Here is a 16,582-nt window from a genome sequence, read left to right as displayed (position 1 = left end):
GTGGTGTGCGCCCGAACGCACCCGCTCGTGATGTGACCCGCGACGCTTCATGATTATGTCGTGACCCACCTCCCGCAACACCCGTCCGAAGGGACGGAACGCGAGCGGCCTTCGTTGGCGGTCGCCCGGGCGGCCCGAACCCTCGCGGCGGCGGGGGTCGAGGCGCCCCGGGCGGAGGCCGAGCAGTTGGCCGCGTACGTGCTGGACGTGCCGCGCGGCCGGCTGGCCCTGACCGAGGGCCTCACCCCCGGGCAACGTGACCGGTTCGACGCGCTGGTGGCGCGCCGGGTGGCCCGGGAACCCCTCCAGCACCTCACCGGCACCGCCGGGTTCCGGCATTTGGAGCTGGCGGTCGGCCCCGGGGTCTTCGTACCGCGTCCGGAGACCGAGTTGCTCGCCGGCTGGGGCGTGGCCCAGGGCCGGGAACGCCGCTCGCCGCTGGTGGTGGACCTGTGCAGCGGCTCTGGCGCGATCGCCCTGGCGGTGGCCCAGGAGTTGCCGCAGGCCCGGGTGGTGGCGGTGGAGCGGTCCCCGGCGGCGCTGGCCTGGCTGCGCCGGAACGCCGCCGACCGGGCCGCCGCCGGGGACACCCCGATCGAGGTGGTGGCCGCCGACGTCACCGACCCGCAGCTTCTCGCGGACCTGGTGGGCCGGGTCGACGTGCTGCTCTGCAACCCGCCGTACGTGCCGCGGTCGGTGGCCGTGTCCGCGGAGGTGGCCGGGTACGACCCGGACGAGGCGGTCTTCGGCGGCGCGGACGGGCTGGCGGTGATCCGGCCGGTGGTCGCCCGGGCCGCCGCGCTGCTGCTCCGGCCCGGCGGCGCGCTCGGCGTGGAGCACGACGACACCCACGGCGCGGCGGTGCCGGCGCTGCTCGCCGCGGACGGCCGGTACGAGCGGGTCGAGGAGCACCGGGACCTGGTCGGCCGGCCCCGGTTCGCCACCGCGTCCCGCCGCGGGGACGGCCAGCACGCCGAGCCCGACGCGGCGTGGCAGACTGGCTCCTCGTGATGCTCTACGACTGTCGGTCGCTCGCCGACCGGGACCGCGGCATCGCCGCTGCCATCGAGGCGGTCAAGAACGGGGAACTCGTCGTCCTGCCGACCGACACGGTCTACGGCATCGGCGCCGACGCCTTCACCCCGTACGCGGTGAAGGCGCTCGCCGACGCCAAGGGCGGCGCCCGGCAGGCGCCCCCGGTGCTGATCGGCTCCCGGCACACCCTCGACGGCCTGGTCTTCTCGCTGCCGCGCGCGGCGCGCGACCTGGTCGAGGCGTTCTGGCCGGGCGCGCTGACCATCGTGGTGGAGCACTCGCCGAGCCTGTCCTGGGACCTGGGCGACAGCAGCGGCACGGTGGCCGTACGCATGCCGCTGCACCCGGTGGCCCTCGAGGTGCTGCGGGAGACCGGCCCGATGGCGGTGGCTTCGGCCAACAAGGTCGGCCAGCCGGCCGCGCTCACCGCCGAGGAGGCCCGCGACCAGCTCGGCTACGGCGTGCGGGCCTATCTGGAGGCGGGCCCGGCCTTGGACCCGGTGCCGAGCACTGTCGTCGACCTCACCGGCGAGGTGCCCCGGGTGCTGCGCCAGGGCGCCGTGTCGCTGGAGAAGCTGCGCGACGTGGTGCCGGACATGCTCGACGAGCGGGGGTTCTGAGTGCCCCCGTTCACCGTCCTGCACGTCTGCATGGGCAATATCTGCCGGTCGCCGATGGCGGAGCGGCTGCTGGTGCTCGCCGTCCGCGAGCGGCTGGGCCGGCTCGGTGCCGACCCGGAGCGCTCCGACGAGCTGCTGCACAGCCACAGCGCGGGCACCGGCGGCTGGCACGCCGGCGAGGAGATGAACCCGCCGGCGGCCCGGCAGGTGATTTCCCGCGGCGGGGACGTGGCCGGCTTCGCCGCCCGCAAGCTCCGCTCCGACCTGATCGACGCCGCCGATCTGGTCCTCACCGCCACCGCCGACCAGCAGGAGTACGTGGTGGCGCTGCGCCCGGACGCCGCCGCGCGCACCTTCGTGCTGGGGGAGTTCGGCCGGCTGCTGGGTGGGGTGGACGCGTCCGTCCTGCCTCCGGCCGCGGCCACTCCGGACGCGGTGTACGCCCGCGGGGTGGCCCTGGTGGCGGCGGCGGAGGCGGCCCGGCAGGGCGCGGCTCCGCTGCCCTTCGACGACCTCGACGACCCGTGGGGCCGGGGCGACCAGTGCTTCAGCCGGGTGGCCGACGAGATCGAGGAGACCGTCCACCCGCTGGCCGCCGCGCTGCTGCCCTGAGTCCCCCCGCCCGCTCGATGTAGGGCTTTCTGTCCACCTTCATCCTTCCTCGCGAAATTCCTGCGTGTTTTGAGGAAGGTGGCGGCGAAAGGCCCTATTCGCGTCATTCTGAATGGGTCTCGTACAGCCGGCTCCTGCGGGGAGAGCTGATGAACCGGGTCCATCTCGACAAGCTGTTCACCATCCTGCTCGCCGGCGTGCTCGCCGGGTTGGCCCTGGCGGCGGCCGCGCTGCCGGCCGCGCTGGTCTTCGGGCTCGGCTTCAAGGGGCTGGTGCCCTACGCCGAGCTGCCGCAGTCGCTGCGGACGCCGGAACCGGCCCAGCGCTCCAACCTCTACGCCAACGACGGCCGTACCCTGATCACCTCGTTCTACGTCGAGGACCGGATGGACGTGCCGGCCGCCGAGGTGGCGCCGGTGATGCGGCAGGCCATCGTGGCCGCCGAGGACGTCCGGTTCTACCAGCACCACGGCGTCGACGTGCGCGGCGTGGTGCGGGCCTTCACCGTCAACCAGCGGGAGGGCGGAACCCGGCAGGGCGCCTCGACGCTGACCATGCAGTACGTCCGCAACGCGCTGGCCAGCGATCCCCGGCTGACCGAGGCGCAGCGGGCCCGGGCCACCGAGGTCACCGCGGGCCGCAAGATCCGCGAGATGCGGTACGCGCTGGCCCTGGAGCGGGAGCTGAGCAAGGACGAGATCCTCAGCCGCTACCTGAACATCGCGTACTTCGGCGCCGGGGCGTACGGCGTCGGCGCGGCCAGCAAGCGCTACTTCTCCACCACCCCGGCCAAGCTGACGCTGGCCCAGGCGGCACTGCTCGCCGGGCTGGTCCGTTCGCCGGACAGCGACGACCCGATCAACGGGGACGCCGACGCGGCCCTGGACCGCCGGGCGTACGTGCTGGACCGGATGTTGGAGACCGGCCAGGTGTCGGCCGAGGACGCCGCCCGGGCGAAGGCCGAGCAGCTCGCCCTGAAGCCCAGCGCCACCCCGAACGACTGCACGGCGATCTCGAAGGACCACAACGACTGGGGCTTCTTCTGCGACTGGTTCACCCAGTGGTGGAACAGCCAGCCGTCCTTCGGGGCGTCCGCGGAGGAGCGGCAGCGCACCCTCCGGCGCGGCGGCTTCTCGATCGTCTCCTCGCTCGACCCGAACGTGCAGCGCAAGACCACCGAGCAGGTGCTGGAGATCTACCCGGTCACCAACAAACGGGCCGCGCCGACCGCCGTGGTCCAGCCGGGCACCGGTCGGGTGCTGGCCATGGCGGTGAACCGGAACTACAGCGTGGCCGCGAACCCGGACGGGCAGAAGAACTACCCGAACACCGTCAACCAGCTCATCGCCGGTGGCGGCGGCATCGTCGGCTACCAGGCCGGGTCGACGTTCAAGCTCTTCACGCTGCTCGCCGGACTGGAGTCCGGGCTGCCGCTGGACACCGAGTTCGACGCCCCGGCGGTCTACGTCACCCGCTACGCCACCGGACCCGGACCGGCCGCCTGCGGCGGCCACTGGTGCCCGGCCAACGCCAACCCGGACTGGATGGACGGCCGGCGCACCATGTGGAGCGCGTTCGGCCGGTCGGTGAACACGTACTTCGCCTGGCTGACCGAGCAGGTGGGCGCGGACCGGGTGGTGGAGATGGCCGAGCGGCTCGGCATCGTGCTGCGCGCGGCCGACGATGCCCGGCTGGCTCGCGAGGGGGCGAAGAGCTGGGGTCCGTTCACCCTGGGCGTCGTCGCCACCACCCCGCTGGACCTGGCCAACGCGTACGCGACGGTGGCGGCCGAGGGCGTCTGGTGCCGGCCCACCCCGGTCGCCTCGATCACCGACAGCTCGGGACGGAAGCTGGCCGCCGGGAACCCGGACTGCCGGCAGGCGCTCGACACGGAGGTGGCCCGGGCGGCGGCGGACGCGGCCCGCTGTCCGGTCGGCGACCAGTCGATGTACCGCCGTTGCGACGGCGGCACCGCCGAGGAACTGGCGCCGGGGCTGAACCGGCCGGTGGCCGGCAAGACCGGCAGCGCGGAGCGGAACGAGACCGAGACGGTGGTCGCCTTCACCCCGCAGCTCGCCGTCGCCACCATCGCGGCGAACCCGGACAATCCCCGGGACGCCGTCGGCGGTGGGGTGCAGACCCGGCAGATCGCCGCGGTGGGCCGGGTGCTGGCGTACGCGCTGCGCGACCAGCCGGTGCGCGACTTCGTCCCGCCCAGCCAGACCGTCGCCTTCGAGCGCACCAGCCCCCGCTCGGGGAACTGACCGGGTGGCCCGTGGCTCCGGTGCCGAGGCATGCCACAGCTCCCGATGCGGGGCTCCGTAGACTCCTACGCTGTGGAGAACACCAGAGACACGTTCTGGGGGCCGGACTTCCAGCAGCTCAGCACCGAGGACCCGGAGATCGCCGGGGTGGTGCTGGGGGAGTTGGCACGGCTGCGCGGCGGCCTGCAACTCATCGCCAGCGAGAACCTCACCTCCCCGGCGGTGCTGGCGGCCCTCGGCTCCACGCTGACCAACAAGTACGCCGAGGGTTACCCGGGCCGGCGCTACTACGGCGGCTGCGCCGAGGTGGACCGGGCCGAGGAGATCGGCATCGCCCGGGCCCGGGAGCTCTTCGGGGCCGAGCACGCCAACCTCCAGCCGCACTCCGGGGCCAGCGCCAACCTGGCCGCGTACGCCGCCCTGGTGCAGCCGGGCGACACCGTGCTGGCGATGGACCTGCCGCACGGCGGCCACCTCACCCACGGCAGCCGGGTGAACTTCTCCGGCAAGTGGTTCCACCCGGTCAGCTACACGGTCCGGCGGGACACCGAGCTGATCGACTACGACGAGGTACGCGACCTGGCCAGGGCGCACCGGCCGAAGATGATCATTTGCGGCGCGACGGCGTACCCGCGGCTGATCGACTTCGTCCGGTTCCGGGAGATCGCCGACGAGGTCGACGCGTACCTGATGGTGGACGCGGCGCACTTCATCGGGCTGGTCGCCGGCCGGGCGGTCCCGTCCCCGGTGCCGTACGCCGACGTCGTCTGCGCCACCACCCACAAGACGCTGCGCGGCCCGCGCGGCGGCATGATCCTCTGCCGGGAGTCGCTGGCCGCCCGGATCGACAAGGCGGTCTTCCCGTTCACCCAGGGCGGCCCGCTGATGCACGCCGTCGCCGCCAAGGCGGTCGCGCTGCGCGAGGCCGCCCAGTCCGAGTTCCGGGCGTACGCCGCCCAGGTGGTGAGCAACGCCCAGGCGCTGGCCGACGGGCTGGCCGCCGAGGGGATGCGGCCGGTCTCCGGCGGCACCGACACCCACCTCGCGCTGATCGACCTGCGCGAGGTCGGGGTGACCGGGGCGGACGCCGAGGCGCGCTGCGACGCGGCCAACATCACATTGAACAAGAACGCCGTCCCGTACGATCCGCAGAAGCCGATGGTGGCCTCCGGCATCCGGGTGGGCACACCGAGCGTCACCACCCAGGGCATGCGGGAGGGCGAGATGCGGCGGATCGCCACGCTGATCGCCCGGGCGGTCCGCACCGATCCGGCGGCCCCGGGCGGCGCGGACGAGCTGGCCCGGACCGCCGCCGACGTGACCGAGCTGGTCACCGCCTTCCCGGCGTACCCCCGTGGCTGAGCCGGGGACCCGCGCGGCGGAGGCGCTCGAGGACCGCGGCTGGCGACTGCGCCACCTCCCGGTCCTGCTGATCTCGACGGCGGTGCTGGCCGCGGCGGCCGGGGTGGTCGGCGGGGTGACCCGGGGCGTGGACGGCGCGCTCGGTGCGGCGGCCGGGGTGGCCGTCACCGCGCTCAGCTACACGCTCACCACGGTCGCGTTGGCCTGGGCCGACGCCCGCGACCCCCAGCTCGTGCTGCCCTTCGGGCTCGGCGCGTACGTCGCCAAGATGACCCTGCTCGGGGCGGTGATGGTGGGAGTCGCCTCGACCGGCTGGCCGGGGCTGATCCCGTTCTGCCTCGGCATCGCCGCCGGCGTGCTGGTCTGGACCGCGGTGCACATCTGGTGGTTGACCACTGTCCACGCCCGGCGGTCCCGGCGCTGACCCGCGGAGGTCCGGCGCGCCGTCCCACCTTTCGGACGGCGCGCCGACGTGTCCGCGATCGGTCATTCTCTCAGTGGCGGAAGGGGAGTAGCGTGCCTCCAGACGACTTCGCCCACCCGTGTCCCACACAACCAGGTTGTGCGGGGGGTGAGGCACAGCCTCGTCTTCTCGACTGATATCGTTCGCCCCGTCATGGCCGGTGACCAGAAACCCCCCAGCGCTGGCGGCCCGGGCGACTATCCGTCCGGTGCCGGTCAGGGTTGGACGGCGCTCTCGTACCTCATCGGGGGCATGCTCGTCTGGGGTTTCATCGGCTGGCTGGTCGACCACTGGCTCGACACCGGGGGCATCGCCACCGGGATCGGTGTCGTGCTCGGCATGGCCGGGGGGATCATCCTGGTCGTCCGTCGACTCGGTACACCTACTTAGGAAGGGACGCGGTGTTCGGACAGGCGAACGTCCTGGCTCAGGGCCAGGCGGAATTCCCACCCAGCGTGTCGGATTTCTACCTGCCCAGCATCCTGCCCTGGGGTGCGGAGAACAGTTTCTGGTTCACGAAGATCACCGCGATGGTCTGGATCGCCGTCGGCATCCTGATCATCTTCTTCCTGGCGAGCTACCGGAACCCGCAGCTCGTGCCGACGAAGAAGCAGTGGTTCGCCGAGTCGATCTACGGCTTCGTGCGGAACAACATCGCGGTCGACATGATCGGGCACGCGGGGGTCCGGTTCGCGCCGTACTTCACCACGCTGTTCTGCTTCATTCTGCTGACGAACTTCTTCGCGATCGTCCCGTTCTTCCAGATCTCGCCGAACTCGCACATCGCGTTCCCGGCGCTCCTCGCCGCGATCACCTACGTGATGTTCAACTACGTCGGCATCCGGCACCACGGCTTCGTGAAGTACTTCAAGAACTCGCTCGTCCCGCCGGCGCCCTGGTACATCCTGCCGCTGCTGATCCCGATCGAGTTCTTCTCGACTTTCCTGGTCCGGCCCTTCTCGCTGGCCGTCCGTCTTTTCGCGAACATGTTCGCGGGCCACATGCTCCTGCTGGTCTTCACGCTGGGCGGTTTCGCGATGATCAGCGCGAACGCCTGGCTGGCGCCGGTCTCGGTGCTGTCCTGGGTGATGACCATCGCGCTCACCTTCCTCGAATTCCTGGTGATCGTCCTGCAGGCATACGTCTTCACCGTGCTGACCGCCAGCTACGTGCAGGGCGCGCTCGCCGAAGAGCACTGATCCACCGCACCAACCGTTGTCGTCCCGCGTGATCGTCACGCGTGATATCCAGGAGGAACCAAACCCATGGACGTTCTCGCCGCGGTTTCCGGCAGCACCGCCGCCATCGGCTACGGCCTCGCCGCCATCGGTCCCGGTATCGGCGTCGGCCTGGTCTTCAGCGCCTACATCCAGTCGACCGCCCGGCAGCCGGAGTCGTCCCGGATGACCCTGCCGTACGTCTGGATCGGCTTCGCCGTCATCGAGGCGCTCGCGCTGCTGGGCATCGCCTTCGGCTTCATCTGGCAGGGCACCCTCTCCTGATCCCGCCCTTAGACCGGGAGGTTTCCCATGTTCTACCTCGCCGCTGAGGGTGGTGGTGCGGCGGACCACAACCCGATCCTTCCTGCCTGGCAGGAACTCGTGGTCGGTGGTATCGCCTTCATCCTGCTCTGCGTCGTGCTGATGAAGTTCGTCTTCCCCCGCATGGAGCAGACGTTCCAGGCCCGGGTCGACGCGATCGAGGGTGGCATCAAGCGGGCCGAGGCCGCCCAGGCCGAGGCCAACAAGCTGCTCGAGCAGTACCGCGCGCAGCTGGCCGAGGCCCGGACCGACGCCGCCAAGATCCGCGACGACGCCCGGGCCGACGCCGAGGGGATCCGCCAGGACATCCTCGCCAAGGCGCGGGAGGAGTCCGACCGGATCATCGCGGCCGGCAAGGAGCAGCTTGCCGCCGAGCGGGCCACCATCGTGCGCGAGCTCCGCGCCGAGGTCGGCACGATCGCGGTGGACCTGGCCAGCAAGATCGTCGGTGAGTCGCTCGCCGACGAGGCGCGTCGCAAGGGCACCGTCGACCGGTTCCTGAGCGGTCTCGAGAGCGCGGGGGCCCGCTGATGCAGGCCGCCAGCCGGGAGTCGTACAAGGTCGCGGCCGAGCGCCTCGACGCGTACGCCCGCGGCACGGAGCCGTCGGCGGTGGCCTCCACCGCCGACGACATCCTCTCCGTCGCCGCCCTGCTGCGGCGCGAGCCGCGGCTGCGCCGGGCGCTGTCCGACCCGGCGCGTCCGGGTGAGGACCGCGCCGGCCTGCTCACGGGCATCCTGAGCGGCAAGGTCGGCGCGGACGCACTCGACCTGCTCACCGCGCTGGTCTCCGGCCGCTGGTCGGCGCCGTCGGAACTGCTCGACGGCACCGAGCGGCTCGGCGTCGAGGCGCTCCTGGCGGGCGCCGACAAGGCCGGCGAGCTGGGCGAGGTCGAGGACGAGCTGTTCCGTTTCGGCCAGGTCGTCTCCGCTTCCGCCGAGCTGTCCAACGCGCTCTCCGATCCGATGGCCTCGGCCGAGCGGCGGGCCACCCTGGCCCGCGAGCTGCTCGCCGGCAAGGCCCGGCCGGTCACCGTCCGTCTCGTCGAGGCCGCGCTGGCCGGCTTCGGGGGGCGCTCCTTCATCGGGGCGCTCACCCGGCTGGTGGAGCTGGCCGCCGACCGGCGGGACCGTCAGGTCGCGTACGTGACCGTGGCGGCCCCGCTGAGTGACGAGGAGGAGCGACGCCTCGGTGCCCGCCTCTCCGCGATGTACGGTCGAGAGGTTTCCGTCAAGCAGACGGTTAACCCGGAGGTGCTCGGTGGGGTGAGCGTGCGGGTCGGCTCCGACCTGTACGACGGCACCGTCCTGCGCCGCCTCAACGAGACCCGTAACGCGCTCGCGAAGCGCTGACCAGCGCCTCCGCAGCCCTGATTCGACGCCATCGGACCGGTCGGTACTAGGTATCCCGGGCCCCTGATACTTGAAGGAAGCAGAGGATGGCCGAGCTGACCATCTCGACGGAGGAGATCCGCGGCGCCCTGGAGCGCTACGTCTCCTCCTACACGGCCGACGTCTCCCGTGAGGAGGTCGGCACCGTCGCCGACGCCGGCGACGGCATCGCCCACGTCGAGGGTCTGCCCTCGACCATGACCAACGAGCTCCTGGAGTTCGAGGACGGCACGCTCGGCGTGGCGCTGAACCTCGACGTCCGGGAGATCGGTGTCGTCGTCCTCGGTGACTTCGGCGGTATCGAGGAAGGGCAGCGCGTCAAGCGCACCGGCCGGGTGCTCTCCGTCCCGGTCGGCGACGCCTTCCTCGGCCGCGTGGTCAACGCGCTCGGCCAGCCGATCGACGGCCTCGGTGACATCCCGAACGAGGGCTACCGTGAGCTGGAGCTCCAGGCCCCGAACGTGATGTCCCGCAAGTCGGTCGACGAGCCGCTGCAGACCGGCCTCAAGGCCGTCGACGCCATGACCCCGATCGGCCGTGGCCAGCGTCAGCTGATCATCGGTGACCGGAAGACCGGCAAGACCACGGTCGCCCTGGACACCATCCTCAACCAGCGGGACAACTGGCGCTCCGGCGACCCGAAGAAGCAGGTTCGCTGCATCTACGTCGCCGTCGGCCAGAAGGCCTCCACCATCGCCTCGATCAAGGGGACGCTGGAGGAGGCGGGCGCGATGGAATACACCACCATCGTCGCCTCCCCGGCCTCGGACCCGGCCGGCTTCAAGTACCTCGCCCCGTACACCGGCTCGTCCATCGGCCAGCACTGGATGTACGGCGGCAAGCACGTCCTGATCGTCTTCGACGACCTGAGCAAGCAGGCCGAGGCGTACCGGGCCGTGTCGCTGCTGCTGCGCCGCCCGCCGGGCCGCGAGGCGTACCCGGGTGACGTCTTCTACCTGCACTCCCGGCTGCTGGAGCGCTGCGCCAAGCTCTCCGACGAGCTGGGTGGCGGCTCGATGACCGGTCTGCCGATCATCGAGACCAAGGCGAACGACATCTCGGCGTTCATCCCCACCAACGTCATCTCGATCACCGACGGCCAGATCTTCCTCGAGACCGACCTGTTCAACCAGGGCGTCCGGCCGGCGATCAACGTCGGCACCTCGGTCTCCCGGGTCGGTGGCGCCGCCCAGGTGAAGCCGATGAAGAAGGTCGCCGGTTCGCTCCGGCTCAACCTGGCCCAGTTCCGCGAGCTGGAGGCGTTCGCCGCCTTCGCCTCCGACCTGGACAAGGCCTCCCGCGCCCAGCTCGAGCGCGGCTCCCGCCTGGTCGAGCTGCTCAAGCAGGCGAACTACTCGCCGTACCCGGTGCAGGAGCAGGTCGTCTCCGTGTGGGCCGGCACCGAGGGCAAGCTGGACGACATCCCGGTCGGCGAGATCAAGCGCTTCGAGTCGGAGTTCCTGCAGTACCTCCGGCACAAGCACGAGGGCGTCCTGGCCGCGATCGCCGACAACAAGTGGGACGACGAGATCATCGGCTCGCTGGACTCGGCCATCACCGAGTTCAAGCAGCTCTTCCTCGGCAAGGAGGACGAGGTCCGGATCAACGAGGCCCCGGCCAAGCCGCTGGAGGGCGAGGAGACCCGCGAGACGGTGACCCGCTTCCGCGAGGGCTCGACCGACCGCCCGGCTGAGAGCTGACGATGGCCGCCCAGGTTCGCGTTCTTCGTCAACGGATCCGCTCGGCGAAGTCGATGAAGAAGATCACCAAGGCGATGGAGCTCGTCGCGACGAGCCGCATCGCCAAGGCCCAGGCGCGGGTGGAGGCGTCCCTGCCGTACGCCAAGGCGATCACGGACGTGCTCACGGCGCTGGCGTCGAACGCGCGGATCGACCACCCGCTGCTCACCCCGCGTGAGCGGGTGCGGCGGGCGGGCGTCCTGCTGATCACCAGCGACCGCGGTCTGGCCGGTGGGTACAGCTCCAACGCGATCAGGACCGCGGAGTCGCTGATCGCCCGGCTCAAGGCCGACGGTAAGGAGCCCGTGCTCTACGTCATCGGTCGCAAGGGCGTGACCTTCTACCGGTTCCGCAACCGGGACATCGCGGCGAGCTGGACCGGCTTCTCGGAGCAGCCGAACTTCTCCGACGCCCGCGAGGTGGGCGAGACGCTGATCAAGGCGTTCACGGCCGGCGCGGACGACGTGGATGGCGGGGCCGGGCCCGACGGCGTCCTCGGCATCGACGAGCTGCACATCGTCTACACCGAGTTCAAGTCCCTGATGACCCAGACGCCGGTCACGCGGATCATCGGCCCGATGCAGGTCGAGGACCGGCCGCGGTCCGAGGGTCTGCTCCCGGCGTACGAGTTCGAGCCGGAGGCGGAGGCGCTGCTCGACGCGCTGCTGCCGAAGTACATCAACACGCGGATCTACGCGGCGTTGCTGGAGTCGGCGGCCAGCGAGTCGGCGGCTCGGCGGCGGGCGATGAAGAGCGCCACCGACAACGCCGAAGAGATGATCGAGAAGTACACGCGTGAGATGAACACGGCCCGCCAGGCCGGGATCACCCAGGAGATCAGTGAGATCGTCGGCGGCGCGAACGCGCTCGCCGCGTCGGGAAGTGAAGTGTGATGACTGCCCCAGTAGAGACCAAGACGGCCACGGGTCGCGTGGTCCGGGTCATCGGCCCGGTCGTCGACGCCGAGTTCCCGCGCGACGCCATGCCGGATCTGTTCAACGCCCTGCACGTCGACGTGACCCTGTCCGGCGGCGAGAAGACGCTGACCCTGGAGGTCGCCCAGCACCTGGGTGACAACCTGGTCCGCGCCATCTCGATGCAGCCGACCGACGGCCTGGTGCGCGGCACCGAGGTGCGGGACACCGGCTCGCCGATCAGCGTGCCGGTCGGCGACACGGTCAAGGGCCACGTGTTCAACGCGATCGGCGAGTGCCTCAACCTCACCGAGGGCGAGACGCTCAACCCGGACGACCACTGGCAGATCCACCGCAAGGCCCCGGCCTTCGCGGACCTGGAGCCGAAGACCGAGATGCTGGAGACCGGCATCAAGGTCATCGACCTGCTCGCCCCGTACGTCAAGGGTGGCAAGATCGGCCTGTTCGGCGGCGCCGGCGTGGGCAAGACGGTGCTCATCCAGGAGATGATCACCCGCGTTGCCCGGAACTTCGGTGGTACCTCGGTCTTCGCCGGCGTGGGTGAGCGCACCCGCGAGGGCAACGACCTCATCGCCGAGATGACCGAGTCCGGCGTCATCGAAAAGACCGCGCTGGTCTACGGCCAGATGGACGAGCCGCCGGGCACCCGGCTGCGGGTCGCCCTCTCCGCGCTCACCATGGCGGAGTACTTCCGCGACGTGCAGAAGCAGGAGGTGCTGCTCTTCATCGACAACATCTTCCGCTTCACGCAGGCCGGTTCCGAGGTCTCCACGCTGCTCGGCCGCATGCCGAGCGCCGTGGGTTACCAGCCGACCCTGGCCGACGAGATGGGCGAGCTCCAGGAGCGGATCACCTCCGTCCGGGGCCAGGCCATCACCTCGATGCAGGCGATCTACGTGCCCGCCGACGACTACACCGACCCGGCGCCGGCCACCACGTTCGCCCACCTGGACGCGACCACCAACCTGGAGCGGTCGATCTCCGACAAGGGCATCTACCCGGCCGTGGACCCGCTGGCGTCCTCGTCCCGGATCCTCGCCCCGGAGTTCGTCGGCCAGGAGCACTTCCAGGTGGCCACCGAGGTGAAGCGGATCCTGCAGCGCTACAAGGACCTGCAGGACATCATCGCCATCCTCGGTATCGAGGAGCTCTCCGAGGAAGACAAGATCACCGTGCAGCGGGCCCGGCGGATCGAGCGCTTCCTGTCGCAGAACACCTACGCCGCCGAGCAGTTCACCGGCGTGCCGGGCTCGACGGTCGCGATCAAGGAGACCATCGAGGCGTTCAAGAAGATCAGCGAGGGCGAGTACGACCACTTCCCCGAGCAGGCCTTCTTCATGTGCGGCGGTCTTGAGGACCTGGAGCGCAAGGCCAAGGAGCTGATGGAGGGCTGAGACCCTTGCCACAGTCCACGGAGGCCGCCCCGACAGATGTCGGGGCGGCCTCCGCCTGTTCAGGCCCGGCCCATACCAGCTGTCCAGTTGCCCGGCACGCGGCTCGCTCGACCGCGCGGTACCGTTCGTGACACGACTTCACGTCATCAACGTTGATCTCTCGCAACGAAACGGACCCGCCCGCCCGTCTACCAGTCGTGGGCGCGACGATTGGAGAAGCTCGTGGCTAAGGCCGGCGGTCGCGGCGGCAAGCGGTCCATGTGGCGAGGCGTGCCGCGCTGGGCCCGGGTGTGCACCATCTTCGGCGTGGTCCTCATGGTGCTCAGCGGCAGCGTGCTGGTGGGCTACCACGCGCTGGTGGCCCGCTACGAGGGCGCGGTCGGCAAGGGGGACCTCTTCGGCGACCAGGCGGCCGGCGCCACCGAGAAGAAGAGCAACATCAAAGGCCCGCTGAACATCCTGCTGGTCGGCATCGACCCGCGCAATCCGGAGACCCGGCCGCTGTCCGACTCGATCATGGTCCTGCACGTGCCGGCCGGCCTCGACCGGGCCTATCTCTTCTCGCTGCCGCGCGACCTGCGGGTCGACATCCCGGCCTTCCCGAAGGCGGACTACCCGGGCGGCACCGACCGGCTGAACGCGGCGATGTCGCACGGCAGCGTGGTGTCGGGGCGGAACCCAGAACCCGCCCAGGGCTTCGAACTGCTCGCGAATACCGTCCAGCAGGTCACCGGGATCAAGCGCTTCGACGCCGGCGCGATCATCAACTTCACCGGCTTCCGGAAGATCGTTGACGCGATGGGCGGCGTCGACATGTACATCGAGCGGGACGTGAAGTCGGAGCACCGCCAGCCCGACGGCAGCATGCGCCAGCTCAAGCCGGGCGGCGGCGGCTACCTCGGCCCGCAGGCCGAGTACAAGAAGGGCAACGCCCACCTCAAGGGCTGGCAGGCGCTGGACTACGTGCGGCAGCGCTACCCGAAGAACGGCGTGCCGGACGCCGACTACGGCCGGCAGCGGCACCAGCAGCAGTTCATCAAGGCGATGGTGAGCCAGGCGTTCAGCGCCGACGTGGTGACCAACCCGGTGAAGCTGGACAAGGTGCTGCGTGCCGCCGGGGAGTCGCTCATCTTCAACGGTCGCGGCAACAGCGTGGTCGACTTCGCGCTCGCTCTGAAGAACATCCGCGCGGACTCCATCCAGATGATCAAGCTGCCGGGCGCGAACATCGGCACCGGCTCGGCGTACAAGGGGGAGCGGCTGCTCCCGGCGGCCGACGACTTCTTCGCGGCGCTCGGCAACGAACAGATCGACGCGTTCATGCTGGAGCACCCCGAGTTCAAGCAGAAGACCAGCTAACCTGAGCGCCAACGGACCCGGCGGGTGCCGGGGCCGTTGCCGTGACGTGGCGCAGCTCTCGCCACCCGCGTTGGGTGGCGCTCCGGGCCGCGACTAGACTTTCGGCAATCCGCCGCCGCAGCAAGGAGACAGCGTGGCACAGCAGCTTCACGTCGAGCTCGTAGCCGTCGAGGAGAAGGTCTGGTCCGGCGAGGCCGAGATGGTCGTCGCCCGGACGACCGAAGGTGAGCTGGGTGTGCTGGCGGGGCACGCGCCCCTGCTCGGCCAGCTCGCGGAGCCCAGCCAGGTACGCATCAAGCAGGCCGGCGGCCAGCAGCTCGCGTACGACGTCGCCGGCGGCTTCCTGTCGGTGACCGGTGCGGGCGTCACCGTCCTCGCCGAGAGCGCAACCCCCGCCACCCCGGCGCGCTGAGCCGACCCGCCGATGGAGATCGTGGAAGGGATCGGAATCGGCGTCGCGGTCGTGCTCGCCGCGCTTCTGATCCTCTTCGTTCGGCGGGCCCTGTTCACCCGCAGCGGAGGCATCATCCGGCTCAGTGTCCGGGTCTCCACGATCCTTGACGGCCGAGGCTGGTCACCCGGCTTCGGCCGTTTCGTCGGTGACGAACTTCGCTGGTACCGCATGTTCAGCTTCGCCCTGCGGCCCAAGCGGGTGCTCTCCCGTAAGCGGCTCGCCGTGGAGCGCCGCCGGCTGCCCGAGGGGCAGGAACGGTTCTCCATGCCGGCCGACTGGGTGATCCTGCGCTGTACCAGCAACCACGCACCGGTGGAGATCGCCATGGCGCGATCCACGGTCACCGGCTTCCTCTCCTGGCTCGAGGCCGCCCCGCCCGGGGCGGTCTCGCCGCGTCTGGCCTCCCAGGACTGGCCCGCCGCCTGAGCCGCCGCCTCGGGTGGTCGCGGCGGGTCCGGTTTCTGGTCGCTCTTGGGGTGCGGCCCGCGGTGCACCCGTCGTAAGTGGCTGCCGGCTGTGGTCGCGGTGTGGCCCGCCGTGCCCCGTCATGGGTCGCTGCCGACTGTGGTCGCGGTGTGCGGGTGTGGCCCACCGTGCACCCGTCGTGAGTGGCTGCTGACTTTGGTTGCGGTGCGCGGGTGTGGCCCGCCGTGCCCGGCTCCGGGCGGTCAGGCTTGATCCCTGCGCCGGTCACGGCGGGCCACACCCGCGTCGTGGTCCTGCGCCGTCCGGATGTGGCGGCCTGCGTGGTTCGCGGCCGGTGTCCGTCGGTTTTCCGTTCGGCTTGTGGTGGCTGCGTGGTTCGTGCCCGGGGGTGTGGGCTGGGGCTCGCCCTGGTTGGCCGGTCCTGGCTGGCCTGTCGTCGGTCCGCCGTGTGTGCTCAGGTCGCGCTTTCGCCGAAGGTGGGCCCTCACGGCGCTCTGAGGGGCCGCTTTCCCCGAAAGGGTCGCCTCGTTGGGCAGGGCGTGGTGATCGACTTCGTGTGCGGTATGTGGTGGTGTCGTGGGTGCTGGATGCCGCCGTTTGCGGGATCTGGAGTGGATCAACGGACGGGATCGGTCACTTGGCCGGGGGTTGTGGTGGGTGGTGTCCGGTTTGCGGGTGACGGCCGGGGTCCTGGGCCGGGAATGGTGGGCGGCCGGGGGTCGTTGAACACGGGTGCGCGGCCGAGGAAGGTGCCCCGCGATCAGGGTCGCCAGGACCCGGGTCGGAATGACGGATGGGCCGCCGGTCGTTGCACGTGAACCACGCGACCGATGCCCCCGCGAGGCGGGGTCGGCCAGGCCCGGAATGTTGGCGGGCCGCCGGTCGTTGTAGATGACTCGCGACCGAGGAAGCCGCCCGGTGTGGTGGGGTGGTCGGGCCCGGAATGTTGGTGGGCCGCCGGTCGTTGGATATGGTCCCGGCGCCGCG

17 protein-coding genes are annotated in these 16,582 nt (G+C 70.8%); all 17 read left to right on the top strand.

From position 1 onward, the window contains the following. Positions 1-60 precede the first annotated feature (60 nt). Entirely contained in the window at positions 61-1,011 is a 951-nt protein-coding gene (gene prmC, locus A6A27_RS11870) for a peptide chain release factor N(5)-glutamine methyltransferase (protein ID WP_073834644.1), read from the top strand. Further along, complete coding sequence (locus A6A27_RS11865; protein WP_073834939.1) at positions 1,011-1,655, top strand: L-threonylcarbamoyladenylate synthase; 645 nt, start codon at positions 1,011-1,013, stop codon at positions 1,653-1,655. The genes prmC and A6A27_RS11865 overlap by 1 nt, the downstream gene beginning before the upstream one ends. Beyond that, entirely contained in the window at positions 1,656-2,267 is a 612-nt protein-coding gene (locus A6A27_RS11860; protein ID WP_073834643.1) for an arsenate reductase/protein-tyrosine-phosphatase family protein, read from the top strand. A 149-nt stretch (positions 2,268-2,416) separates the two neighbouring features. Further along, complete coding sequence (locus A6A27_RS11855; RefSeq protein ID WP_073834642.1) at positions 2,417-4,531, top strand: transglycosylase domain-containing protein; 2,115 nt, start codon at positions 2,417-2,419, stop codon at positions 4,529-4,531. Positions 4,532-4,576: 45 nt separating this feature from the next. Further along, positions 4,577-5,893 (top strand): serine hydroxymethyltransferase, encoded by a 1,317-nt coding sequence (glyA, locus tag A6A27_RS11850; RefSeq protein WP_073834641.1) that lies wholly within the window; start codon positions 4,577-4,579, stop codon positions 5,891-5,893. Next, positions 5,886-6,317, top strand: coding sequence for a hypothetical protein (locus A6A27_RS11845; protein WP_073834640.1), 432 nt, complete (start codon positions 5,886-5,888; stop codon positions 6,315-6,317). The genes glyA and A6A27_RS11845 overlap by 8 nt, the downstream gene beginning before the upstream one ends. Before the next feature lie 192 nt (positions 6,318-6,509). Next, positions 6,510-6,746, top strand: coding sequence for an AtpZ/AtpI family protein (locus A6A27_RS11840; protein WP_073834639.1), 237 nt, complete (start codon positions 6,510-6,512; stop codon positions 6,744-6,746). 11 nt (positions 6,747-6,757) lie between these two features. Further along, positions 6,758-7,555, top strand: coding sequence for a F0F1 ATP synthase subunit A (gene atpB, locus A6A27_RS11835; protein ID WP_073834638.1), 798 nt, complete (start codon positions 6,758-6,760; stop codon positions 7,553-7,555). A gap of 66 nt (positions 7,556-7,621) precedes the next feature. Continuing rightward, entirely contained in the window at positions 7,622-7,858 is a 237-nt protein-coding gene (locus A6A27_RS11830; protein ID WP_073834637.1) for an ATP synthase F0 subunit C, read from the top strand. Between the two features lie 27 nt (positions 7,859-7,885). Then, the gene (locus A6A27_RS11825) at positions 7,886-8,428 is read left to right on the top strand and encodes a F0F1 ATP synthase subunit B (RefSeq protein ID WP_073834636.1); all 543 of its coding nucleotides are present in this window, start codon (positions 7,886-7,888) and stop codon (positions 8,426-8,428) included. Next, entirely contained in the window at positions 8,428-9,249 is an 822-nt protein-coding gene (locus tag A6A27_RS11820) for a F0F1 ATP synthase subunit delta (protein WP_073834635.1), read from the top strand. The genes A6A27_RS11825 and A6A27_RS11820 overlap by 1 nt, the downstream gene beginning before the upstream one ends. An 86-nt stretch (positions 9,250-9,335) precedes the next feature. Continuing rightward, positions 9,336-10,988, top strand: coding sequence for a F0F1 ATP synthase subunit alpha (atpA, locus tag A6A27_RS11815; RefSeq protein WP_073834634.1), 1,653 nt, complete (start codon positions 9,336-9,338; stop codon positions 10,986-10,988). A 2-nt stretch (positions 10,989-10,990) separates the two neighbouring features. Continuing rightward, complete coding sequence (locus A6A27_RS11810) at positions 10,991-11,920, top strand: F0F1 ATP synthase subunit gamma (protein ID WP_073834633.1); 930 nt, start codon at positions 10,991-10,993, stop codon at positions 11,918-11,920. Beyond that, positions 11,920-13,356, top strand: a complete 1,437-nt coding sequence (gene atpD, locus A6A27_RS11805; RefSeq protein WP_073834632.1) for a F0F1 ATP synthase subunit beta — start codon at positions 11,920-11,922, stop codon at positions 13,354-13,356. The genes A6A27_RS11810 and atpD overlap by 1 nt, the downstream gene beginning before the upstream one ends. Before the next feature lie 258 nt (positions 13,357-13,614). Continuing rightward, positions 13,615-14,715 (top strand): LCP family protein, encoded by a 1,101-nt coding sequence (locus tag A6A27_RS11800; RefSeq protein WP_073834938.1) that lies wholly within the window; start codon positions 13,615-13,617, stop codon positions 14,713-14,715. 133 nt (positions 14,716-14,848) lie between these two features. Further along, a complete protein-coding gene (locus A6A27_RS11795; protein WP_073834631.1) occupies positions 14,849-15,127 on the top strand; it encodes a F0F1 ATP synthase subunit epsilon in 279 nt (92 codons plus the stop codon). A gap of 12 nt (positions 15,128-15,139) precedes the next feature. Beyond that, positions 15,140-15,595 (top strand): DUF2550 domain-containing protein, encoded by a 456-nt coding sequence (locus tag A6A27_RS11790; protein WP_073834630.1) that lies wholly within the window; start codon positions 15,140-15,142, stop codon positions 15,593-15,595. Positions 15,596-16,582: the final 987 nt, after the last annotated feature.

This window comes from Micromonospora sp. CB01531 (genome assembly GCF_001905095.1).
GTDB lineage: Bacteria > Actinomycetota > Actinomycetes > Mycobacteriales > Micromonosporaceae > Micromonospora.
The sequence above is the reverse complement of the archived record's forward strand: the minus strand, read 5'-3'. Positions and strand labels throughout refer to the sequence as shown.